At 37.6% G+C, this 22,997-nt stretch carries 16 protein-coding genes and 2 tRNA genes; 4 read left to right on the forward strand and 14 right to left on the reverse strand.

Going from position 1 to position 22,997, the window contains the following annotated elements; genetic code table 11:
• Nucleotides 1-35 precede the first annotated feature (35 nt).
• The 3 genes from ABJ974_RS11845 to ABJ974_RS11855 all read left to right on the forward strand — a co-directional run bounded on the left by ABJ974_RS11845 (nucleotide 36) and on the right by ABJ974_RS11855 (nucleotide 2,631).
• Nucleotides 36-109: transfer RNA gene (locus ABJ974_RS11845), tRNA-Arg, on the forward strand.
• Between the two features lie 470 nt (nucleotides 110-579).
• A complete protein-coding gene (locus ABJ974_RS11850) occupies nucleotides 580-1,254 on the forward strand; it encodes a hypothetical protein (protein ID WP_419868454.1) in 675 nt (224 codons plus the stop codon).
• 498 nt (nucleotides 1,255-1,752) lie between these two features.
• Nucleotides 1,753-2,631: a hypothetical protein gene (locus ABJ974_RS11855; protein ID WP_419868455.1), complete on the forward strand. Its 879-nt coding sequence runs from the start codon at nucleotides 1,753-1,755 to the stop codon at nucleotides 2,629-2,631.
• Between the two features lie 97 nt (nucleotides 2,632-2,728).
• Here ABJ974_RS11855 and ABJ974_RS11860 read toward each other — a convergent pair whose 3' ends face one another.
• From ABJ974_RS11860 to ABJ974_RS11885, 6 genes are all read right to left on the reverse strand, one after another.
• Nucleotides 2,729-3,481 (reverse strand): M17 family peptidase N-terminal domain-containing protein, encoded by a 753-nt coding sequence (locus tag ABJ974_RS11860; protein WP_419868456.1) that lies wholly within the window; start codon nucleotides 3,479-3,481, stop codon nucleotides 2,729-2,731.
• A 19-nt stretch (nucleotides 3,482-3,500) separates the two neighbouring features.
• Nucleotides 3,501-4,868, reverse strand: a complete 1,368-nt coding sequence (locus ABJ974_RS11865; protein WP_419868457.1) for an alginate export family protein — start codon at nucleotides 4,866-4,868, stop codon at nucleotides 3,501-3,503.
• A gap of 118 nt (nucleotides 4,869-4,986) precedes the next feature.
• Nucleotides 4,987-5,415 carry a DoxX family protein gene (locus ABJ974_RS11870; protein WP_419868458.1) on the reverse strand — a complete coding sequence of 143 codons (429 nt, stop codon included), beginning with the start codon at nucleotides 5,413-5,415 and terminating at the stop codon, nucleotides 4,987-4,989.
• Nucleotides 5,416-5,552: 137 nt separating this feature from the next.
• Nucleotides 5,553-7,328, reverse strand: coding sequence for an amidohydrolase (locus ABJ974_RS11875; protein WP_419868459.1), 1,776 nt, complete (start codon nucleotides 7,326-7,328; stop codon nucleotides 5,553-5,555).
• Nucleotides 7,329-7,381: 53 nt separating this feature from the next.
• Nucleotides 7,382-8,062, reverse strand: a complete 681-nt coding sequence (locus ABJ974_RS11880) for a hydrolase (protein ID WP_419868460.1) — start codon at nucleotides 8,060-8,062, stop codon at nucleotides 7,382-7,384.
• Between the two features lie 24 nt (nucleotides 8,063-8,086).
• Nucleotides 8,087-8,617, reverse strand: coding sequence for a YceI family protein (locus ABJ974_RS11885; RefSeq protein WP_419868461.1), 531 nt, complete (start codon nucleotides 8,615-8,617; stop codon nucleotides 8,087-8,089).
• 690 nt (nucleotides 8,618-9,307) lie between these two features.
• Between ABJ974_RS11885 and ABJ974_RS11890 the strand changes: the two genes are divergently transcribed.
• Nucleotides 9,308-9,382, forward strand: a tRNA-Pro gene (locus tag ABJ974_RS11890).
• 76 nt (nucleotides 9,383-9,458) lie between these two features.
• On the opposite strand, the gene ABJ974_RS11895 is transcribed toward ABJ974_RS11890, so the two are convergent.
• The 8 genes from ABJ974_RS11895 to ABJ974_RS11930 all read right to left on the reverse strand — a co-directional run bounded on the left by ABJ974_RS11895 (nucleotide 9,459) and on the right by ABJ974_RS11930 (nucleotide 22,818).
• Nucleotides 9,459-10,301, reverse strand: a complete 843-nt coding sequence (locus tag ABJ974_RS11895; protein ID WP_419868462.1) for an SH3 domain-containing protein — start codon at nucleotides 10,299-10,301, stop codon at nucleotides 9,459-9,461.
• A gap of 18 nt (nucleotides 10,302-10,319) precedes the next feature.
• Nucleotides 10,320-11,147: a 50S ribosomal protein L11 methyltransferase gene (prmA, locus tag ABJ974_RS11900; protein WP_419868463.1), complete on the reverse strand. Its 828-nt coding sequence runs from the start codon at nucleotides 11,145-11,147 to the stop codon at nucleotides 10,320-10,322.
• Nucleotides 11,148-11,773: 626 nt separating this feature from the next.
• Nucleotides 11,774-12,487 carry a 3-ketoacyl-ACP reductase gene (locus tag ABJ974_RS11905; protein ID WP_419868464.1) on the reverse strand — a complete coding sequence of 238 codons (714 nt, stop codon included), beginning with the start codon at nucleotides 12,485-12,487 and terminating at the stop codon, nucleotides 11,774-11,776.
• Nucleotides 12,488-12,612: 125 nt separating this feature from the next.
• Nucleotides 12,613-14,178 (reverse strand): calcineurin-like phosphoesterase C-terminal domain-containing protein, encoded by a 1,566-nt coding sequence (locus ABJ974_RS11910; RefSeq protein WP_419868465.1) that lies wholly within the window; start codon nucleotides 14,176-14,178, stop codon nucleotides 12,613-12,615.
• A gap of 43 nt (nucleotides 14,179-14,221) precedes the next feature.
• The gene (locus ABJ974_RS11915; RefSeq protein ID WP_419868466.1) at nucleotides 14,222-15,670 is read right to left on the reverse strand and encodes a SusD/RagB family nutrient-binding outer membrane lipoprotein; all 1,449 of its coding nucleotides are present in this window, start codon (nucleotides 15,668-15,670) and stop codon (nucleotides 14,222-14,224) included.
• A 10-nt stretch (nucleotides 15,671-15,680) separates the two neighbouring features.
• Entirely contained in the window at nucleotides 15,681-18,641 is a 2,961-nt protein-coding gene (locus ABJ974_RS11920; RefSeq protein ID WP_419868467.1) for a SusC/RagA family TonB-linked outer membrane protein, read from the reverse strand.
• A 283-nt stretch (nucleotides 18,642-18,924) separates the two neighbouring features.
• A complete protein-coding gene (locus ABJ974_RS11925) occupies nucleotides 18,925-19,668 on the reverse strand; it encodes a glycerophosphodiester phosphodiesterase family protein (protein ID WP_419868468.1) in 744 nt (247 codons plus the stop codon).
• 63 nt (nucleotides 19,669-19,731) lie between these two features.
• A complete protein-coding gene (locus ABJ974_RS11930) occupies nucleotides 19,732-22,818 on the reverse strand; it encodes a TonB-dependent receptor (RefSeq protein WP_419868469.1) in 3,087 nt (1,028 codons plus the stop codon).
• Nucleotides 22,819-22,997 lie beyond the last annotated feature (179 nt).

A 22,997-nucleotide genomic window follows, 5' to 3' on the forward strand; every position in this document is an offset into this window, starting at 1 on the left:
TAAAAGCTTAGAAACTAAGCGAAAATCAATTACAAGGGTGCGTAGCTCAGCTGGATAGAGCATCTGCCTTCTAAGCAGACGGTCAAAGGTTCGAATCCTTTCGCGCTCACTTAAACCGTAAACAATAATATTGTTTACGGTTTTTTTGTTTAATATCTTCTCCATTCTATTTTCCAACGATATCCTTTATAAAATATACCTCTTGTTATAAAAAAACCTATATCAAATTTAGTAAAACAGTTCCTTTTTAGGCCTATCAAAAACACAAAATAAAATCTACCGATAATCATAGGATAATCACTATTAAATAAAATAACAGTAAATAAGAAGTTATTTTACTTAATAACATTCTTCATTTTAATTATATATCAGTTTTACGTTCATTTCTCCCTAACAAGCTACAGTAGCTTAATATCTCAAAATAAGAAAATACATTTTTAAAAAATAAAAGGATAAAAATCATACAATGATATAACATAAATTAAATAATATAATATAATTCATATTTATAAATGTTTATTTTTATTAATAATATATAATTTATTTTCTATATATTTGCAATACATAAAATCTATTTATATGAAAAGAACAACTTTTTTAGTATGCTTTTTAGCGGGATTTTCATTTACCTTAAAAGGACAGGTAGGGATTAATACAGAGAATCCAGGAAGTACCTTAACGGTAAACGGATCATTTTCTACCAAGTATCGCTTACTCACCGGAAGTGATACTGCGACAGCAACCGATGAGTATCTTGACTATAAAGGAACCTCGGATATTACCATTACCTTGCCTGCAGCTCAATCAGGAAACGAAAATTTTGAAGGGCGTATTTATGAAATCCGAAATGGAAGCCCCGGTAATACAGTTACTGTTCAAGCTAACGGAAGCGAGACCATAGACAATCACTCTTCCAATCCCAGCTCCATTACCATACCCGCAGGCTTTTCCGCGATTTTTAAAAGTAACGGAGCAACCAGCGGTTCCACCTGGATCCTCACTTTATTAGGACAGAGTACTATTCCTACTAATGAAAAAACTTTGAAATATTCACTTCAAACCACCAGCCCGATCAATGCTTCTACTCCTACTAATTCGGAAACGTGCATCGGGGTAATTTGCGTGAGATATGCAGGGACATCACCGAATGCTTATCAATCCGGAGCTCGTTTTCAATTTAATTTACTACCCAGAACAATTATTCATTTTCAAGATGGTTATTTGGCGGAGGAACCGGAGCCACTTCAGGCATAGGTGGATATGGAAGAGGAAATGCAGCAACCAATACTTATATTACATTAGATGCGGACGGGCTCAATCCTAGTTTTGATGATATGACCTCTTATATTATTTCTGCTATTTCCTCTCAAAAGATCTATCGGGTGAATGCTATATTAACCAGCGATAAATCTAATCCCTCAACTACTTCTGCAGTCAAAATATTCATTGAAGAATTAGAATAAACAGAATATTAGAAAACATTTTAATAAATCAATCCATTATACTATAATATGTTTAAGAAAGCGGAAGGATAAGTGTCCTTCCGTTTTCAATTTATAAGAGGATTACTTTCTAGCCCCTATTTAATGATCATAACTATAAACATAATTTAAAGAATAATCACCAAATTATAAATTATATTTAATATTATAGTCCTATATAAATATTACAATAGGCTTTATCTATATATCTCATAATTATAAAGATTTGCATTAATAAATTCCTACCTTTGTAGCATCAAACGTAACAAAGATGAAAACTATTACCTTTCTTTTATTAGGTGCTGTAGGGTTATTTCCAACCCTAAAAGCACAAGTAGGGATTAATACAGCTAATCCTAGCAGCACTTTAACCGTAAACGGATCATTATCTACAAAATACAGATTAATTACCGGAAATTACACCGCTACGGCAACCGATGAATACCTGGACTACAAAGGAACGTCAGACATTACGATCACATTACCAGCGGCTCAAACGGGTAACGCCAATTTCGGGGGACGTATTTATGAAATCAGAAACGGAAGCCCAAGCAACACCGTTACCGTACAGGCAAACGGATCTGAAACCATCGATAACCATTCCGTTAATTTCGCTACTATCACTATACCGGCAGGATTCTCTGCTGCGCTTAAAAGCAATGGGGCAACCAGCGGTGCAACCTGGGTATTAACATTATTAGGACAGAGTACTTTACCCGTCAATCAGAAAATTCTGAAATACTCTCTTAAAACAACTTCACCTATCAATGCTTCCACTCCTACCAATTCGGAGACTTGTATTGGGGTTATTTGTGTAAGATATGCAGGGACATCCCCAAATGCTTATCAATCCGGTGCCCGTTTTCAATTCAGATTTACCACTCAGAATAATTATTCATTTTCAAGATGGTTATTCGGTTCAGGGATTCCTGGAGGACAGGGAGGATACGGCAGAGGAAATGCAGCTGCCAACACTTACGTAACATTGGATGCAGATGGGCTAAATCCGAGTAATGATGATATGACCTCTTATATTATTTCTGCTATTTCTTCTCAAAAAATATACAGGATAAATGCCATTTTAAGTAATGACAAATCCAATCCTTCTACTGCTTCAGCAGTTAAGATATTTATTGAAGAACTGGAATAAGAAATCGAAAAACAATTAGCAAGATATTTTTTATTAATAAAACTCCGGCGGGGAGGATCTTCGATCCTCCCCGCCGGAGTTTTTATATAATATGCTCTTAATTCTTATATTGAGCCAATGCTTCAGAAATTCCTCCTCCCGCAACGGTAAAGAAAGCTGGTCCTGCTAACAGATAAACTTTATTTAACGGGGCAAACTCGGTTAATTTCTGAGTTTTCAATACCTTTTGAGTCCGGTATTCGTTAATAATTCCTCTGGCAACATTTCCTGCTACCAATGCTGTAGGAGAATCAATTCCTGCATCTTTCAAATCACTGGCAAAAGCAAAATTCTTCACTCCTAATTTTAGTGCTTCACGTGCAGCAATTTCGCCTACTGAGATCATAAGATCCGGAGTAAAGTCTTTACGATTACCCAAACCTATCAATAAGAGCTTTTTGGCTCCTAATGATTTAGGAGGGGGAACTAATAAAAAAGTTTCCAACGTATGACCTTTAAACTTTCCGGTCTTACGAATTTCCGTAAGGTGTCCATGTAAGGCTTCATCCAGGTGTACCAATCCATTAACTTTTGCCGGCAAAGCAGGTGGCGACACAAAAATATCCCCTTCCGTATATTCAAATACACAGGCAACCTGCAGTTCAGCTTCCGCAGCAGAGGGTCCCTGCACCAATCCTATTATTTGTATCCCGTCCACGGTTCCCCACACTTTGGAAGTTCCTATAGCTGTAGGTGTTGCGGATGCATTAGGTGCTGATGTTGTCTGCTGAGCAAAAGCTGTTGTTGCCATAAGTGAAAATCCCAGGGCCAGCAATGATTTTTTTATTGTTCTGAACTGTATAGTTTTCATAAATATAAAATTTAAATGGTTAAAATTTGAATACCAGCCGTGTGTTCACAAAGAATCCATCTTTATGGTCCGGTATCACATCATTAATAAAAGCTCCGGTCTTAAAATACTGTATCACCGTCGTTGAGCTTAAAAATTTGTTTATATTATAATCAATTCCTCCAAAAAAGGCAGTTCCTATATATCTTTTTGAAGAATTGGAAGAAGCCAGGTTTAAAGTACCACCGGGACGATAAACTCCATCATTGACGGAATATCTCCAATTAAATACAATGTCTACCTGAGCTACAATTTTATCTGTAATATTATAGTTGGCATAAGGATGTATATCGATAAGATTCACAGGGCCTACCTGCGGATTAAAGCCAAAGTAGCCTCCTTTAGGATAGAGCGGATTAAAAGTCTGCAATTTTCCATCCTGCTTGTTACGATCGCCCGAAATATAATCATTCTTAAGGTTGATGCTCGGTTTTCCTTTCATCCCTGCAAAGCGATACCCTACATCTACGGATCCGGTCCATGCACTGATACTACCGCCGGTAAAATTACCAAACTGATAGGCAGCTTCTATATTATAGATCAGTCCTGCTCCATTTCTCCAGAACCGTGTACCCATTGTGTGTCTTTTTTCATCTGAAACTTTTTCTTCAAAAAAAGCTTTATCACGATGAATACCTAAATAATACACTTCCAGGTTTCCGGTCTTTGGAAAAATAAAGGTGTTATAACTTCCCCAGAAGTTGATCTTCTTGGTAGATGTATTGTCAAAAGCTTTGGGCTCTACTTTACTATCCGCCATCATAAAAGCATCTGAACTAAAGTTTCCTCTTTTATACATCAGCTTGACCCCATCAAAATAAAGTCTCAGGTTCGGACCTTCCCGTACGGAAATAAGCCTGCCGCTTCCATAGTTCATTTCCTGTCTTCCTGCCCTCAGGGTAAGTTTGTTGGTTTTATTTTTAACGATATCAACATCCATAAATAAATTCTGTACATTGAGACGGTCTTCATCAATAGGTCGCGGACCATCCTTACGGCCGGTCTCCCAAGCACTTCGCAACTGGCCGAAGATCCGGACATTTTTTCCTATATGTAAATCCGCATGTAAATTATACCGTTGAAGTAAAAATGGATTACTGCCTATTCCCTTACGGCCCCAATCTTCATTATTAAAATCTAAAAATTCGGCTCTCGCCTCTCCTCCCAATGACAAAAAGATATTCTTCTGGTCAGAAAGAGGGATATATTTTATAGATTCATAAAAACTTCGTGTCGAGTCCTTCAGGAATGAATAATCTTCATCAAACCTCATCACTTTAAAGCTGGGGAACTCCTGCGAGAATACATTTATGGAAAATAAAAACAGATAAGGTAAGAATCGTTTCATTATTAATTTAAGTTGAGGGTGGGATCAATCTTCATTCCATTTTGTGGAACTACTTTATTGAAAAAATTTATAAATGTTTACAGGAGTCTGCAATTCCTATTACAGATCAGCTCTTCTGTTAAATTCTCTTTCTTATGATATTGTCTAAAGAATATTTACCTGCTCCTAAAAATAAAATCAGAAGATAAGAAAGGCTATACATATAGGGAGTATCTTTTACTAAAGGACTGTCATGGAAATGCAGTACAAAATACCCTGTAAGAGTTACAGCCAATATAGGAAGCACCGCGAGTCTGGTTAAAAATCCAAAAATTACAAATACCGGAAAGACCAGATTGGCCGCATCTGCAAAAAAACTGTTCAATACATCGGGAAGTCCTAACGGGTTAGGAACAATTTCAGCAGAAGCTACTCCCACTCCAATTTTTTTCAATCCGTGTGCATAGATAAGCTCTACGGAAAGCAGCACTCTGAAAAGAAGCATAATCAGGTCAAGGTTATTGCCAATAGGTCGAGAGCTGACTACTCTTTTTAAAATATTTTTCATCTTGTGTGTTTTTAGAATCGTATCTTTCGTATTAATGATAAGCGTGTTGCATATTCATCTGTTTAGAAAAGGTCTGCCAGGCTTTCTTTTATTCGTCGTCTACCCTTTTCCGGTATTTATAATTCTTTTAATTCGGATTATTTCTTCTGATAACCTCCGAAATATTTTACAGGAGACCATTGTGGAATAACTTCTAAAGGAGCAGGTGCCACCGTTCTGTATTCATTATCTCCATATACTACCTTTCCGTCTACAATAGTTAATTTCGCTGTAATATTTTTGATATCCTCTTCTCCTACACTGAAATAATCTTTATCCAAGATCACCAGGTCTGCATAATATCCTTTCTGAATTTTTCCTTTATCATAGTTTTTAATAAGACCGAATCCTCCATAAGTGAAAACCTCCAGTGCTGTTTTTCTGTCCAGGGTCTTATCTTTCGCCATCACCTGAGTTCCCCCTACGGTTTTACCGGAAGTAATCCAGTACAATGCAACCCAAGGGTTATAGCTTGCTACACGGGTACCATCTGTTCCCAGACCTACCGGTAAGCCCAGCTCCAGCATTCTTTTAACAGGAGGTGCTGCCAGCGCCTGCTTTTTACCATATCGGTGAATAAAGCTTTCTCCCTGATAAGCCATTCTGTGCTGAACGGAAATTCCTCCGCCCAAGGCTTTGATACGTCTCATATTCTCTTCACTTATTGTTTCAGCGTGATCGAAAAACCACGGTAATCCGTTCAGAGGAGTTTCTTTATTGATAGTTTCAATAACATCAAGATCCCTGGAAATACTTTCATTATAAGTAGCATGAATACGGAATGGCCAGTGTTTTTTCACTAATAATTCCAGAACATTCTTCATATTTTTTTCCATAGTAGGAGGAAGCTCAGGACGTGGAAATAAGAAATTTTCAAAATCCGCAGCATCTGCAACAAGATTTTCTCCTCCTCCACTTACATAGTAGTCCACATCATTATGTCCATTATGACCGTGATCCTCTATCTCCACCATACCTGTCCATTTGGTATAGTCGGCCATTTCGGTTCCCTTTTTCTGTGCAAATAAATAATAAGGAAGTCTAACGGTAATTTTTCCCTGCTTATTCAGCTCATCTGTGATACCGTAATCATCCGGGAAATTTTGAAAACCACCACCTGCGTCCATCACGGAAGTAACCCCTAAGCGGTTTAGCTCCGTCATATACTGAAGTGTGGAATTTATTTTTTCATCATGTGAAAATTCCGGTAATTTAGATAAAGTAGAATATAGAATGAAAGCATTGGGTTCTGCTACCAAAAGTCCTGTAGGGTTTCCGTCATTATCCTTTTCAATAAGTCCCTGATTGGGATTAGGAGTATCTGCCGTAATATTGAGTTGTTTAAGACCTGCTTTATTCAGCCATGCTTTTGCATACAGATACAAAATGAATGTAGGAACATCTCCTGTAGCTTCATTTATTTCTTCAAGGGTAGGAAGACGTTTTTCTTCAAACTGGTATTCGTTCCATCCCCCCACTACGCGGATCCATTGTCCTTTTGGTGTACGGGCTGCCTGCTCTTTAAGCATCTGTAAAGCTCTCTTCAATGAGGTAACTCCATCCCAACGTAATTCAGAATTATAAAACCTTCCTCCCCGGATCACATGGAGATGACTGTCAAATAATCCCGGAATAACCCGATTTCCTTTCGCATCAATAACTTTTGTATTTCCGCTTTTAAGTTTTAGAATCTGTGCATTGGTTCCGGTCTGTAAGATCTTATTTCCTGAAATAGCTACGGCCTGAACTTCAGCATTCTTTCCATCCAGTGTTGTAATTTTCCCATTGGTAACGATAAGATCTGCTTTTTGCGCATATAATACACTTCCACCAGACAATAGCAATGACAGAATCACTTTATTTAATGATTTCATAATAATATAATTTTAAAAGGCAGGAAGATCTACCTGCCTTTAGATTAGGTTGATTAATGTTTTAGCATATCGTGGGCATACTGAATCCCCACTCCATAAGCTCCTCCGTATTTTTTCACTAAGTCAGTCACTGCTTTGTAAGTTTCCTGTCTAGCCCAGTCTCTTTGTAATTCTAAAAGATATTGAGTAGCTGTAATAGGATGTGCACCAGCCTGAACCATACGGGTTACTGCCTGCTCGTGAGCTTCTTGAGAAACATCTCCGGAAGCATCTGTTACTACATATACATCATATCCTTCATTAATTGCAGAAAGTACCGGTCCTACAATACATACACTAGTCCATAATCCTGCGAAAACCAGTTTCTTTTTACCTTTTCCGACAATAGCTTTATGAGCATTTACATCTTCCCAGGTATTCATCGTTGTACGATCGATATAAGGTCCAGGGTAAAATTCTGAAACTTCAGTAAAAACAGGTCCGCTGAATGATTTTTCCGCTACTGTTGTTACCACTGTAGGAACATTGAATATTTTAGAAGCCCCTGCTGTTAAAGCCACATTGTTTCTTAAAACCTCAGTAGGAATGCTTTTCGTTGCAAATGCCATCTGACCCTCATGATCTATCAGTACCAAAGCGTGGTTGGTTGGGTTTAATAATGCCGGGCTTGGTTTCTGAGCTGAAGCTGTCAATGAGAATAAGCCTATTACGAATGATAAAATTGTCTTTTTCATCTTTTTGTTATTTTATATGTTATTTTATTGTTTAATTAATTGAATTTCTGAAATCAGTTTAATCTCTTCTCCTACTAATACTCCTCCTGTTTCCAGTGCTGCATTCCAGCTTAGTCCGAAGTCTTTTCTGTTAATTTTTCCGGTAAGTGAAAGTCCTGCTTTTGTATTTCCCCAAGGATCTTTCATTAGTCCACTGTATTCTGCATCCAGCACAATATTTTTAGTTTCATTCTTTACAGTAAGGTCTCCTGCAATCTTAAACTGTCCCTCATCTATTTTTGTAATTTTAGTAGATTTAAAAGAAATCTTTGGGAAATTTTCAACATCAAAGAAATCAGCACTTCTTAAGTGGTTATCTCTTTCTGCATTTCCTGTATCCACAGAGTTTACTTCTGCCGAAAAGGAAATATCCGAAGTCTCAAAATGACCATCTTCATTTTCAATGGCTACATGTACTTCATTAAATTTTCCGGAAACATTGGTAAACATCATGTGTTTAACTTTAAATCCAATTTCTGAATGGGTAGGGTCTATTGCCCAGATTGATTTTGTCATTTTAAAAATTATTTGAATTAAATATTATATGATCTTTGTATTAGGTTTGATAAATACCTATTCTTAGCTTTTAAATTTTTAATTAAAATTCTATTTGCTTGTTTTTTATATTACAAATGTATGGGGATGAAAAAACCTGTACATTTAACTAGTTTAATTAATGAAGATTTATCAATAATTTTAAAATCAAATAAAAAAGAATATAGAGAAATAACTTTTTTTAGGAAATTACAGTAAAAAATAAATAAAATATAATAACTAAATTCTACACAATAGACTTCTATTATAAAATAATTAAAGTGAATAATAAAAAAAGTGATAGAGTGGTAATAATCTAAATTGGATTGAGAAAATAAAAAATCGGAAAAAGTTACTTATAGTGAGTCCACGAAAAAAAAGCAACTCTAAAAATTAGAAAACAGTTAAAATACCCGTGATAGAATCCATAGAAATATTTTACAATAACTTTATATCATTAGTATAATAATAAAAAAACCTCTCCGAAGAGAGGATAAAAACACAAATGATGAAAAAAATTTTATAATACCCAAATATATAAGCTTTGAGAATACACTTCATATGACTCGAATCATAAAGGAAAAAAAATTATAAAAAAGTTTTATTCTATTTCAAATAACAAAAACAGTTTTTATATTTGCATCCTCAGAAAAGGAGATCATTAGTATAATTCGGGGCGTAGCGTAGTCCGGTCATCGCGCCTGGTTTGGGACCAGGAGGTCGCAGGTTCGAATCCTGCCGCCCCGACTAATTTCCAACATTTTCTTTCAAAGTTCTAATTGAAAATTCTTAAGCAAAGCAGGTTTACAGGTAACTAAAGAATTTATTTAAGCTTAAATAAATCTCCATCCCAAAGATAGACCTTTGAAGAAGTCTTGATTTTCTCCCTGTCCGTATCTTCATCCTTTTCCATTTCTTTCATTTTAAAAATAAAAGCATTGGAAATTCCTCCTTTGTCATTGGGAAACAAATATTCTTCACTATGATAGAAAACATCTGCATCCCCAACATTTATCAGCTGAGGAAGACTTATTAGCTTCTTATTTTTCACCAATACATACTGATCGTAAGACGCAATACCGCAAGCTTCCCCGGAAACAGTTGCTTTTAAGGTAAAATCAATGTTCTGCAGCTTATGATTACTTTCGACCGTGAATAAAGCAGAGCTCAGTTCCTCTCCCCTTCCCGTATCAAAGGTAACCTCATCAATAAGCGTATTTCCTTCCATCATCTTAATTCCCGCTATATTCTGCTCATAGTTTTCATTGAATTTGCTGTCTTTTCTAGTAACCGTTTTCAAAAGTCCGAAAAGAAAATCATATCCGTTTTTGTTTCTATATCCTATGCAGAGATTTCCTCCCCACAGATATCCTTCTAAAATCTGACCTCCTTTTTGATAGGAGACTTTATACCAGTTAGCAAGTCTTTGTCCCAGCTTTAAAATATTTTCATCCTGCTTAAGAATAAGAACCGGCTGATTGGCAGATAAAGAATCCAGAACCAAAGAGCTGATATCAGGATTTTGTCTTAGTCTCGTTCCATCCGTAAAAATTTTCTGGGTTTTATTTTCTTCAAACCGGAAAACTCCATCGGCATACATGTTCTCCTCCTGCGCGGAAAACCCTTGTAATACAAATACGAATAAAACTGTGAAAAGGCATTTCATAGGAATATTTTCAGATTTTTATTTTTCAAGCAAAAGACTTACCCATTCTTCACGCTGAATCTGCTTTTTAAGTTCCAGTTTATTTTCCCTGCAAACTTCAAGAATATCTTCTACATCAAAGAAGCATAATCCGGAAAGCAGCAACTGCCCTCCTTCATTGAGAACTGAAACATAAGTGGGAATATCGGAAATTAAGATATTACGGTTGATATTAGCTAAAATAATATCAAAATTTTCTTTTCCCAGGTTTTCTGCTGTTCCCAATTCTATATGCAGTTCTACCCCGTTTCTTACTGCATTTTCTTTAGAGTTTTCTACCGACCATTCGTCTATATCAATAGCTGTTACATCACCTGCTCCCTGCTGCTTAGCATAAATAGCCAAAACGGATGTTCCGCATCCCATATCCAGTACTTTCTTTCCGTGAAGGTCCATCTCCATCATTTGCTGGATCATAAGATGGGTAGTGGGATGATGCCCGGTTCCAAAAGACATTTTAGGCTGAATAATAATCTCATGCATTCCCGGTACGGATTCATGAAATTCCGCCCTTATCAGGACTTTATCATCAATATTAATCGGTGAAAAATTCTTTTCCCATTCTTCATTCCAGTTGATATTGGGCATTTCCTGGAAAGAGTATTCAATCTTAACATTCTCATTGTTAAAAATGGAAAGTGATTTTAATTCGTTTTCATTAAATATATCTTTTTGAATATATCCTAAAATACCATCGATCTCTTCTGTAAAGCTGTCAAACCCAATCTGGATGAGCTCTGCCATCAGAATTTCATTCCAGGGCTGAAGAGGGGAAATCTTAAAATTGAATTCTAAATAATTTTGCATGTGAATAATTTGGTTACAAAAATAAAATTACTTTTCCGATTTAAGGTAATAAAAGAAAAAGGATTGAAATTAAAATATGGTGTTAAAGGATGGAGATTCCTCAATGCTTCGGAATGACATATATCAACTGGCAGACGATAAAAGGACCGTCTTAGTTGATAAAAACCTTGTCATTTCGAGCGAAGCGAGAAATCTTTTTGAAAGTGGGAGATTCCTCAGTTCTTCGGAATGACATGTATCAACTGGCAGACGATAGAACGACTGTCTTAGCTGATGAAAACCTTGTCATTTCGAGCGAAGCGAGAAATCTTTTTAAAAGTGAGAGATTCCTCAATGCTTCGGAATGACATGTATCAACCGGCAGATGATAGAAGAACTGTCTTAGCTGATGAAAACCTTGTCATTTCGAGCGAAGCGAGAAATCTTTTTATCTAATAATCTAATAACTTTTTATAAACTAATATGGAAAAGAAAAATAACAAATGCATATAGAGAGAGAAAGTCGGAGATTCCTCAATCCTTCGGAATGACATGTATCAACTGGCAGACGATTAGAATGCCAGATTGTTTACAAAAAGAAAAACGGGCTAAAGCCCGTTTTAAAAATATCTTTTTTCAACTTACATTTATGGATTCGTAGAGAAAATAGAACCATTAGCAATTAAAGCTCTTCTGTTCATTTTTAAAATATCTCTTACCCATTCCGCAAAATCTTCCGGCTGAAGCACTTTTTCAGGATTTCCGTCCGTTAAGCCACCCTGAATGCTCATATCCGAAGCAATCGTACTCGGTGTAAGGGTGATCACACGTATATTCTGCTTTCTCCATTCTGCCATCATCGATTGAGATAAAGAGATAACCGCTGCTTTGGATGCTGCATAGGCAGACATATTTCCACCTCCTTTTAAGCCTGCTGTAGAAGCTACATTTACAATATCACCTTCTCCTCTTTCTTTTAAAAACGGATATACTGCTTTTGCTGCATAGTACACTCCGAAAAGATTGGTTTTAATCACCTGCTCCCAAGTTTCGGACGACATTTCTTCTATGCTTCCGAAATCCCCGATTCCTGCATTATTAATTAAAATATCAATTCCCCCCAGTTGTTTTGCCAAAGATTCTATCCCTTGCTTAACTTCAGATTCGTGATCTACACTGAAAACAGCATAAGCAGCCTGTACACCGGTTTTTTTTAATTCTTCCACCGTATTTTTCAGGTTTTCTTCATTTCTTCCGGTAATTCCGATGTTTACTCCTTCATGAGCAAGAGCCAGAGCAACCGCTTTACCAAGTCCTCTTCCTCCGCCGGTTATAATTGCATTTTTTCCTGTAATATTCATTATATTATACTTTAGCACAAATTTACAAAACCTTCTTTTTAAAACCGCTACAATTATCTGTTAAATAACCATAAAGCCGACTTTAAAAAGCCGGCTCATGATAAAGTATAGTAAAAAAAATGAAATTACGGAATAAGAATAGAGGGCTTTACTTCAAAGCTTTCAGAAGTCTGAAATTCATTCCCATACATATCTTTAGCTCTTACTTCTATGGTATGTTTTCCCTGGGCTAATTTCTTAGGAAAACCCGCTATCCATATGTGTTTTGAGTTTTCCGGATTGGATGGCCTTCTTCCGGGGAAAAGGTTTTGCGTGGTGTCCCATTTGAAAACCGACAGGGCAAAATTAGGATCAATGCTTTCATCATACTGCATTTCCTCCCAGTCTCCGTTATCGATTCTGTATTCTACTTTATCTTTTTTACTTCCCATAAAGAAGTTAGCCATAATCTTAGCAGAAGTTTTGGAAGGGAAAGGGATCACTTTGGGTACAAATAACTGAATCTGGTAATCCTCAGCCTTTCCTGCCGTTTTATATTTTACTTTATATTGATTATCTGTAAAGCTTATGAAAGAATATCCTTTTGATGTCCCATCTCTCATCGTAGAAGTCGGTAATCCGCTTTCATCAGGTGTTCCCGAGTACCAGTCTCCACACGTTGTGCCTACATTATATTCGTGCAGATCTTTTGAACCGTTCCAACCTTCTTTTTTAGCATAAAATATTTGTTGCTGGATATGGGTATGCGCAGACAATAACAAAGCATTAGGAAACGGATTCAATAAGTCAAACAACCTCTGACGGTCCACATTTCTGAAATTATCTTCATTCTGATGCGCTAAAGGAATATGGAATGAAACGACGATCAGTTTATTTTTATCCACCAGCTTCAGATCATTTTCCACAAACTTCAGCTGATCTTCCCTGAAACCGCCCCAATACCCTTTCCCGTCTCTAGGGTCCGGATAAAGAATATCATCTAAAATAATAAAGTGTACATTTCCATAATTAAATGAATAATTGGCAGGTCCAAAATTAGACTCAAACGTTTCATCGGAAAACTGATCTTCTTTGGCATCATAATTCATATCATGATTTCCCATTACATTATACCAAGGCAATCCCACCGCTTTCATTACGTCTGCATAAGGTTTCTGTAAACTCAGATTATCGCCTACTAAATCCCCTAAACTGATTCCAAACACGGCATTCTTCCTGTTATTTTTAACTTCATTTACAATTCCTCTTTTAAAGTAATCCAGCTCTTTTTCCGTATAAGGCTGAGGATCCCCAAAAACAAGAATATCAAAATTCCTGTTTTCCTGTTGCTTATACAATGGGAAGTTCAGCTCTTTAGGAAGATCTCCTGTAGGAGCCACTCCTTTATATTTAAAATCCGAAGGGGATCCGTTGGGCTTATGATGATGGTAAAACTGGGGAAGATTATTCTCATTAAGAGCAGTTTGATATCCGGAAGGTTTAATAACAAAAATGGTCTGATTTTCCTGGACGGGTAAGCTGTACCTTCCGTTCCTGTCTGTTAACACTACCTGAACACCATTGGATACGGCTACTCCTTCCACCCCTTTTTCACGGTTTTCTTTTTGCTGGTTTTTATTGCTGTCTTCAAATACATATCCTGAAACGGATGTCTGAGAGAATGCCATTGCTGAAATTAACAGAGCCGGCATTAAGTATTTTATATTCATTATAATGAGTTGTATTGTTTAAAGTTTACTGATTCCACCACATTTTCACATTGATATTATCTCCTCCCATCGCCTGTACGGCTGCATTGTAGTTCTCCGTATTCATGACTTTGGTAGTCGTAGGATACATGAACCTTACCGGCATCTGCCCATTATTCAGCAGTCCGCCGTTATCCGGTAACACAGGGAAGCCTGTACGCCGGAATTCATACCATTGCTGCTGGTCTACAAAAAACAAGGATACATATTTCTGCAGCATTATTCTTTCCAGCGTATTATTGTAAGCGACATTCGGATTGGTGAAATACCCTGAAGGAACAGTACTTCCCCATTGTTCAATGATGGATTTTACTCCTGCTTCATAATAGGTCTGCGCACTTCCTCCTATAATTCCACGGTAAGCGAGCTCCGCGAGGATGAACTGAATTTCGGAATAGGTCATAATCAGTACTTTCAGGGGTGCCTTAGCCAGATTCTGATTCATATTGGACGGCTGATAATTAAATGTCGTTCCCAAAGCATATCCTGAAGGCGCACCTTTATATCCTATGTTCTGATTGGTTACCAGGTCTTTGGCCTGAGTGAAAAACAAGCTCATTCTCGGGTCATTGTTATTTTTCATGGTTTCTACGAAAAATTCTCCTGCCGCCCTGTAAGAAGTAAAATCCTGAGGTCTGGCAATTGGTGGCAAATAAGGGGAAACTCCTGAAAGCGGCAACACCGCACTGTCATCATTACTTTGAAAAAGAGGATATTTTGCAGGGTCGTTAACGATCTCCTGAATTCTCTCATATACATTTACTTCTCCGTTTCTTTTCAGGATTCTGGTCAGTAATCTTAAGGATAATGAATTACAGAACTTCTTCCATGACACAATACCTGCCGTACTGCTGTTGGCATTATAAAAAAGATCGGTTTCGGTAAGGGTTTTGGTGGTGTCAAATAAGGAGTTGGCTTCTTTAAGATCATTTAAAAGCCGGATATAAATATCTTTTTGCTTATCAAATTTAGGTGTGGTAATACCTTCATCTATTTTAACCGCTTCGGAAAAAGGAATATCTCCGAATGAATCGGTTAGATTGGCATAGATCCAGGCATTTAATACCATTGATATGGCCAGATAGTTATTATTCTGTTCTTTTACTGCATATTTTTTAAGATCATTGATCTGTTTCAGCCACCGGTAGGATGTATTCCACAGCCCGCTGCCGCTTCCTTCCGTAAGATAATATCTGCTGTAAGTATTTCCTTCATTGGGAAAATCCAATGCAGTCTGCATGATATCAAAGGTAAAGTCATTTGCTCTGTTGTAGCCATAGCTTGCCATTTCATACTGTACCGGAGCCAGGAGACTTCCGACAGACGGGTCAATGATTTTACTCGTGTCCGTATTGATTTCCTCAAAGCTTCTTTCACAGGAATTGGTAACAAAAAGTGAAGCCAGGAGCGTAAGATATATAATTGTTTTTTTCATTTTTAAAGAATTAAAATTTAACATTTAGCTGAAAACCGACTGTCCTTGCGGTAGGAAGCTGACCCATTTCCACACCGGGCGTAATGGTTGCATTATCCAGGGTTGCCACTTCGGGATCGAATAGCGGAAATTTGGTCCACATCCAAAGGTTTTTTCCGAAAATAGCCAGGGTAAGATCCTCCAGTCCTAAAGGCTTGATAACTTCTTTGGAAAAAGAATAAGCAATCCGGGCATCTCTGAGTTTAATAAAGTCCGTGCTGAACGTGTTGGTTTCCACATTGGCCCTTCGGTAATAGTCTGCATAATAAGAGGAAACCGTTACTGCCTTGGTATTTGGAACATAGGTACCGTCTGCACTTAAAACCACTCCATCCCCTACGATCATTCCTCCGTTTTCTCTTCCCGGAAGCGTTGATTTCAGTTTTCCCTGCTCAGACATTTTATGATGGGACTGAGAGTAAGCCACTCCTCCATATTGTCCGTCAAAGGAGAAACTTATGGTGAAATTCTTAATCCTGAAATCATTTTGTAATCCTGCTCTCCATTTTGGAAAAGCATTTCCTACTTTTTCAATTTCCGCTGGTCTTGCCGGCAATCCGTTTTCATCATATATGACCTGTCCCGCTTCATTTCTTAAAAGCTTAAATCCGTAAAGATCGCCTAATGATCCGCCCATCACAGCTTTATAATAGACTACTCCTCCTACATTGGATATGATTCCGTCAAACCCTTCGGGTACCGTCATTACCCTGTTTTCATTGGTAGACCAATTGGCTCCGACTTTCCACGTAAAGTTTTTATTACGTACCGGCGACCAGTCTGCACTTAGCTCTACCCCTCTGTTCCTGATTTTCCCGGCGTTGATGATTCGGGATGAATATCCGCTTTCGTACGGCAGTGATACCGGAATAATCTGGTTTTCACTCATATTCTGGTAAAGCGTCAGGTTAAGGTTTAATTTATTTTTAAATAATCCGAAATCCATCCCTCCTTCTATGTTGGTGTTCTTTTCAGGTTTAAGATTAGGATTGTTGTAAATATTGGGAGAAACCACACTTCCGGGAATATCACTGGTACTGTAATAATTATCCAGCTGATATGGTGATCCGTCTATCCCTACCTTTGCCCAGGATGCCCTCAGCTTCCAATAGCTCATGGTATTGTTTTTAATACCGAAAATATCGGAAAGGATAAAGCTGGTACTTACGGAAGGATAAAAGAAGGAACGGTTAGCTTTCGGAAGCGTTGAACTCCAGTCGTTTCTTCCCGTTACATCAAGAAATATTTTGTTATCATATCCTAATGTCACCAATCCATACATACTATCCACCTGCTCATCTCTAGGCACGGGTACTCTAGGAGTAAGGGAAAGCGCATTCACAAGGCTGTATTCCCCCGCCGTCTTCAGGCCTACCGCCTGATAATCATTCATAATATATTCATTGTAACGAATACTTCCCCCGGCAGAAGCGGAAAGATTGAACTTGTTGAAATCGGCCTTATAAGTAAATAATAGATCGTTATTATATTCCTGGTTGGTAATGTATTGCTCTCTGTAATATCCTTTCAGATAGTTAGCTGAGCTCCATGGTCTTTTGGTTGTTCTTTTTTCATTAAGAAATTCTATTCCGGATCTCAGCATCAGGCTGAAATTTTTATTGAACTGATAATCTGCGGTGATATTCCCCATGATCATCTTTTTATTCACACCATTCAGCATTTCATTAGCAATAAGGTAAGGGTTATCGATATAAGAACTGAAGGGATGGATCTGGTCTACCTGATTCTGTCCGTTTTTCCATATCGGCTGATACCATGCCAGATCTACATTAGGATTCTGGAAAATCATGAAGTAAGAAATGGACTGATTGTTATATCCGGTGGCCGGAAGGTTATCACTTTTTGTCTGATTATAGGTGAATTTCGTGGTGATCTTGAACTTTTGGGTAAGCTGGTGAGCAAATGATGCTGCAAAGTTAAACCGGTCAAAACCGGTATTAGGCATCATCCATTCATTATTAAGATAGGTAAGGGATGTCCTGAAACTTGTTTTTTCATTGGAACTCTCTACCGAAACACTGTTAGAATAAGTGGAACCCGTTCTCCAAAATCCTTTAATATTGTCTTTATAAGGTCTCCACAGCTGTCTTTCCAAACTTTGGCCCTGAACAGTGGGATCATATTGAAAATAATATTGCCCGTCAAACTTAGGTCCGAACGCACTACTCGTGCCTCCTGTACTTACTCCATCTGCCGAAGCTCCGTAAGAGTAATAAAATTCTCCTGCTGAGTTCTTCGCTAAGGTTCCCTGCCCATATTCATATTGCCAGTCCGGCCACTTCAGGACCGTATCAAAACTGGAATAGGAATTAAGAGTGACTTGTAATTTACCATTTTTGCTTTTTCCGGACTTTGTTGTAATCATCAACGCTCCATTCGCAGCACGAGATCCGTATAGTGCCGCTGCGGAAGCTCCTTTTAAAACCGTTACCGACTCAATATCATCAGGATTTATGCTGTTGAGCCCATTTCCTAAATCTACAGGAACATCTCCACCGGAACCCGCTCCATAAGCCGCAGTACCTGTACCTGTGGTGGAATTACTCAAAGGAACACCATCCACTACGATCAGCGCATAGTTGTTATCCATCATAATGGACTTTTCCCCCCTCAGGGTAATTCTGGAAGTTCCCAAGGGACCGGCCCCGGCAGTCTGAACTTTAAGGCCGGCCACCTTTCCTTCCATTGACTGCGCCCAGTTATTATTCTGGGTTTCCTCAAATGTCTCTGCATTTACTTTTTCCGCGACATACCCCAAAGCTTTATCCTGCCTTTTAATACCAAGGGCAGTCACTACCACTTCATCAATGTTTTTAATAGTGTCTTTTTTTGATTTTTGCTGAGCCACTACATTGACACTTACTAATCCTAACAGTGTCAACAGCAATAGCTTTTGTTTCTCTTTTCGCATATCCTTTTTTGTTTGCGCAAAATTAAAAACACCCTATAGTTAACGGATTAATAAAATTTTAACATTTATTAAATAAAAATTAAACCATATATTAATTATAATTAAATGAAACACACAATGCTATGATTAACATAATATTAAGAGTTTAAGAATTATTAACACTTGATTATTTTGCCCTTTTCACCCGGGTTTGAATAAAAAAACGACTCCAAAACTTGCCGCATTTTAGCCATAAAAAAAGCCATATCGATGATATGGCTATAAAATAGGTAAAAGCTACTTTTTATTTTTTAAGCTGATCCGGAATATTCGTGGTAATAAATCCTATTCCCTGATTTTTTAACTGGTTAAAAACCTCAGCATCATTTACGGTCCATGAATTGGTAATGAGCCCTAACGCCTTTGCTTCGGCAATCCATGTAGGATTCTTTTCAAATATGCTGTAATGATAATCCAGACCGTCAAGACCTTCTTTTTTGATCTGTTCGGGTGAAAGCTCACCATTCAGATACTGAACTTTAAATGAAGGCTCCAGTCTCTTTATTTCTTTGCATATATTGAGACTGAAGGAAATGAATTCACTTTGGGACTCCAGCTTCATATCCTTTATCATTTTGATGGTCTTCTGAACAATTTCATTTTCTTTCTCCGGGGAATCAATCGGTTTTATTTCCACGATTAATTTAAGAGAAGGATCTTTTTTACCCTGTTTCAAATAATCTTTCAGCGTAGGAAAGTTTTCTCCGTTGGATAATTTAAGTTTTTCCAGATCTTTGAAATTGGTTTCAGAAATTTCCATTTTACCGTGATGCTCATCGTGATTGATAACAAGCACACCGTCTTTGGTCATTCTTACATCAAACTCCGACCCGTATATCTTTAATTTCTGGGCATTTTCCAATGCTTTTACTGAATTCTCCGTAGTAGCAGGCTGAGTCTGCCAATATCCTCTGTGGGCAATGATCTGGGTTTGCGCTTTCATTACTACTGTACTTACAATTGCTAACCCAAAGATAAGATTTTTCATATAGTTTAAGATATTTATAAATGTAAAAGTAAATAAAGACTTCTACATAAGAATAATATTAATTTAGAAAGTATATTTAGCTCCAAGCTGAACCTGGAACGGGTTTCCTGATAAAGGTTCCAATCCGCTTGTATTTTTAGCATATTCAAACTGCTTAGTCTCTGCATTAAAGCCTGTAATCCTGTATAAAGACATATTACCGTAAGATTTATTCACTCCCCATTTTTTATTCAGCATATTGGCTACATTGAAGATATCCAGTGAAATTTCAAAGGCTCCGACCTTTTCAAATTTTAGCTTTTTGGCCACACGCACATCCCAAACTCCATAGAAACCGTTTTTACCGCCGTTACGTTCAGCAATTTGATTATTATAATCAGTGATATAGTTTTTCAAAGCTTTTCCTACTTCCGGATCGCTTAATAATGATTGTGTAAGGTTCGGAAAAATATAAGCCAGGTCATTGGAATCTACAAAGTCACCATTGATATTTCCTCCTGCCAGCACTGAGAAACGGGTTCCTCCGATCCCTGAATACCTTATCCCCACGGTAAATCCGGCAAACGTAGGTGAATTTCCATAGAGTACAACTTTATTACGGAACTGGTTGTCCGAATAGGTCATTCTCAAGTTTCTCGGATCACTTTGTACCATCGTGGATAATGTCGCTGAATTTGCCACATTACCGTTGTAAGAAGTATTATCCTTAATATCGGACCACGTATAACTTGCTGTAATTTCCCCGTCTTTATAATATCTGTAACTTGTATCAAGTACAAATGAGAACTGATTGACTTTTCCGTCACTTACCAGCTCGAGAACTCTTCCGAAATTAGGATTAATTCTTCCTGCCTTCCAATCCAGCGTACCATTGGCATTGATCGTAGAAGCAGGAACAAAAACTCCTCTTCCGCCTTCATTATCCAGTGTAAAATACGGACTGGAAACCATATTCCTGTCATAATAGAAATAATTATTCCTTCCTAATGCCATATATCCTGCAATTCCTGCTCTGAACCTTTCATTAAAGAAATGCGTATAGGATATATTCGCTTTATAAACAATCGGTATTTTTGCATCTTCTCCGGTGTAATTAATCGTTGGTAGCTGATATTGGGAAAGTGTAGGAACCGAACCGTAATCATTTCTGTAACCTACAAAATCCGGCGTAAGTCCAATAGCGGTAGGATTCACATCCACCGTAGCCAGGTGCTTCCCATCAAAAACCAGATTATTGATAACCATATAATTATTGATATCCGATGAGAAGATTCCTGCTCCAAACTTCAGGAAGTCTTTATTTCCTTCATTGATATTCCAGTCAAACTGGAACCTCGGCTGTACCACAAATGATTTAATACGGTTGTCCGTCCTGATTCCCATTTCATCGTAAAGCTTCTGATTGAACTCCGCTTTCGGATAACCTCCGTAATCCAATCTTAAGCCCGCCATTAAATCAAGACCTCTGGCAATTTTAGCCTGCATTTGTCCGTAAATTCCGATATTCCAGATGTTGGATCGCACGGAAGGATCATCCACCAAAGGAACTTCCCGATAGAACCGGTAAGGCGTGAGATTATTAAAATTATCAATTCCTAAAAATTGAAATCTTCCGTTCACTTCACTTCCGTATACTGATTTGGATGTAGTATACATGAGATCGGCCCCATAGGTATATTTAATTTTATCCGTATTGTAGTAAAGATTGTTCACAATCTGAAATACATTGTTTCTAAAGCTTTCCTGAGCAAAACGATGTCCTCCGATCTGAATATTGGTAGCCAGGTTATTTCCATCTATTGAAGAAGGCACACGTTCTACAATAGCTCTGGGAACAGGCTTTCCAAGCTCACTGTTCTGATAGCTGTCCTGGAACGTGTATAGATACTGTACTTTTAATTCGTTGGTAAGATTAGGTTTAAGATTAGATCTTAATGTTAATAATAAGCTGTTATCGAGGTTCTTGTCATTTCCGTAGGATTCAAAGAAATTGATCGCCGTATTATCTACGAGACCGTTCTTATTTATGTCATACGTAAAATTATTCCTTAAGGTCAATAAGTTTTTAGGATTGATCTGCCAGTCCAGACGTAAAAATCCCGCATCCGAATTTCTTACCTTATCAAAAGTTCCGAACTGTGGTGTATTTCCTACTCCATATTTCGCCCTGGCAATATCCAGCACCTGATTAAGCGTTTCATTGGTCACATTAAACCGTAAAGCATCTTCCCTTGTCTGCACATCCGCAATGATCAATGGACGGGAATCCAACTGATGATCCCATGCAGCAAAAAAGTGTAATTTATTTTTAATAATCGGACCGCCTAATGAGAAACCAAATTGTGAGGTGGAGAAATCATTGACCCTTTTATTACCGCGGATATCATATTTACTGGACAGCCATCCGGTTCTGAGGTATTCAAAGACACTGCCGGTAAACTGATTGGTTCCTGATTTTGTTACTGCACTTACGGTTCCCCCTCCACTCCGTCCTAAAGTAACATCGTATTGATTGGTTGTAATTTTAAATTCGCGGACCGCCTCAATGGAAATGGAATAAGGAGCTCCACTACGGCTGGTAGTAGACCCTGCTGATGTAGGGTTTTTAGCCGTCATTCCATCAATAGTAAAATTAGTAGAAGAGCCTAATTGCCCAGATAGGTTCCCCCCCTTTCCACTTAAAGGAGACAGTTCTGTGAGGTTGGTGAAGTTCCTGCCGTTAACGGGTAAAATTCCAATATTTTTTGCTGAAATAGCTGTTGCGGCTCCAAGATTTCCGATTTTATTCTTCAGGCTTCCGTTGACCACTACCCCTTCAATCAGTTTTTCCTTACTCCCTCCAAGATTCATATTAACGGTAACCTGATCTCCAAAATTAACGTTATATCCTCCCTTTTTCTCATCGTTGATTATAACCGTATAAGGTCCTCCCAACGGAATTTCCTTAAAAATATATTCTCCTTTCGAATTGGTTTCCGTCTCTGTTTTAAAACCGGTGGATTCATTCACGATAGTAACTTTCACTTTCTCCTGGGGAGCATTGCTGTTTCCCGTTACTTTTCCTATAATAGATGCCTGGGTAGTCTGGCCATAAGCTATGGTTCCAAGCCCTAAGAATAATAAACCTAGTACAATCTTTACTTTTATCATCTCTTCAATTTAGATAGGTGCAAATGTATCAGGTCTTTACTGCTTAAGTATTTAAGAAATTCTTAACGTTTTTTCAATTAAATAACAACAAAATGTTAAATAATTTTAAACAAAAACTTGTAATCAATACACAATCAGTAATTTAAATAATATTACCTATTGTTAACCTTACGTAATAT

Source organism: Chryseobacterium sp. CT-SW4 (genome assembly GCF_048572715.1).
Classification (GTDB): Bacteria; Bacteroidota; Bacteroidia; order Flavobacteriales; family Weeksellaceae; genus Chryseobacterium.

Excerpts from the sequence above, each read along its gene's own strand:
- ABJ974_RS11850 (WP_419868454.1), top strand. The coding sequence starts at position 580 with ATGAAAAGAACAACTTTTTTAGTATGCTTTTTAGCGGGATTTTCATTT.
- ABJ974_RS11855 (WP_419868455.1), top strand. The coding sequence starts at position 1,753 with ATGAAAACTATTACCTTTCTTTTATTAGGTGCTGTAGGGTTATTTCCA.
- ABJ974_RS11860 (WP_419868456.1), bottom strand. The coding sequence starts at position 3,481 with ATGAAAACTATACAGTTCAGAACAATAAAAAAATCATTGCTGGCCCTG.
- ABJ974_RS11865 (WP_419868457.1), bottom strand. The coding sequence starts at position 4,868 with ATGAAACGATTCTTACCTTATCTGTTTTTATTTTCCATAAATGTATTC.
- ABJ974_RS11870 (WP_419868458.1), bottom strand. The coding sequence starts at position 5,415 with ATGAAAAATATTTTAAAAAGAGTAGTCAGCTCTCGACCTATTGGCAAT.
- ABJ974_RS11875 (WP_419868459.1), bottom strand. The coding sequence starts at position 7,328 with ATGAAATCATTAAATAAAGTGATTCTGTCATTGCTATTGTCTGGTGGA.
- ABJ974_RS11880 (WP_419868460.1), bottom strand. The coding sequence starts at position 8,062 with ATGAAAAAGACAATTTTATCATTCGTAATAGGCTTATTCTCATTGACA.
- ABJ974_RS11885 (WP_419868461.1), bottom strand. The coding sequence starts at position 8,617 with ATGACAAAATCAATCTGGGCAATAGACCCTACCCATTCAGAAATTGGA.
- ABJ974_RS11895 (WP_419868462.1), bottom strand. The coding sequence starts at position 10,301 with ATGAAATGCCTTTTCACAGTTTTATTCGTATTTGTATTACAAGGGTTT.
- prmA (WP_419868463.1), bottom strand. The coding sequence starts at position 11,147 with ATGCAAAATTATTTAGAATTCAATTTTAAGATTTCCCCTCTTCAGCCC.
- ABJ974_RS11905 (WP_419868464.1), bottom strand. The coding sequence starts at position 12,487 with ATGAATATTACAGGAAAAAATGCAATTATAACCGGCGGAGGAAGAGGA.
- ABJ974_RS11910 (WP_419868465.1), bottom strand. The coding sequence starts at position 14,178 with ATGCCGGCTCTGTTAATTTCAGCAATGGCATTCTCTCAGACATCCGTT.
- ABJ974_RS11915 (WP_419868466.1), bottom strand. The coding sequence starts at position 15,670 with ATGAAAAAAACAATTATATATCTTACGCTCCTGGCTTCACTTTTTGTT.
- ABJ974_RS11920 (WP_419868467.1), bottom strand. The coding sequence starts at position 18,641 with ATGCGAAAAGAGAAACAAAAGCTATTGCTGTTGACACTGTTAGGATTA.
- ABJ974_RS11925 (WP_419868468.1), bottom strand. The coding sequence starts at position 19,668 with ATGAAAAATCTTATCTTTGGGTTAGCAATTGTAAGTACAGTAGTAATG.
- ABJ974_RS11930 (WP_419868469.1), bottom strand. The coding sequence starts at position 22,818 with ATGATAAAAGTAAAGATTGTACTAGGTTTATTATTCTTAGGGCTTGGA.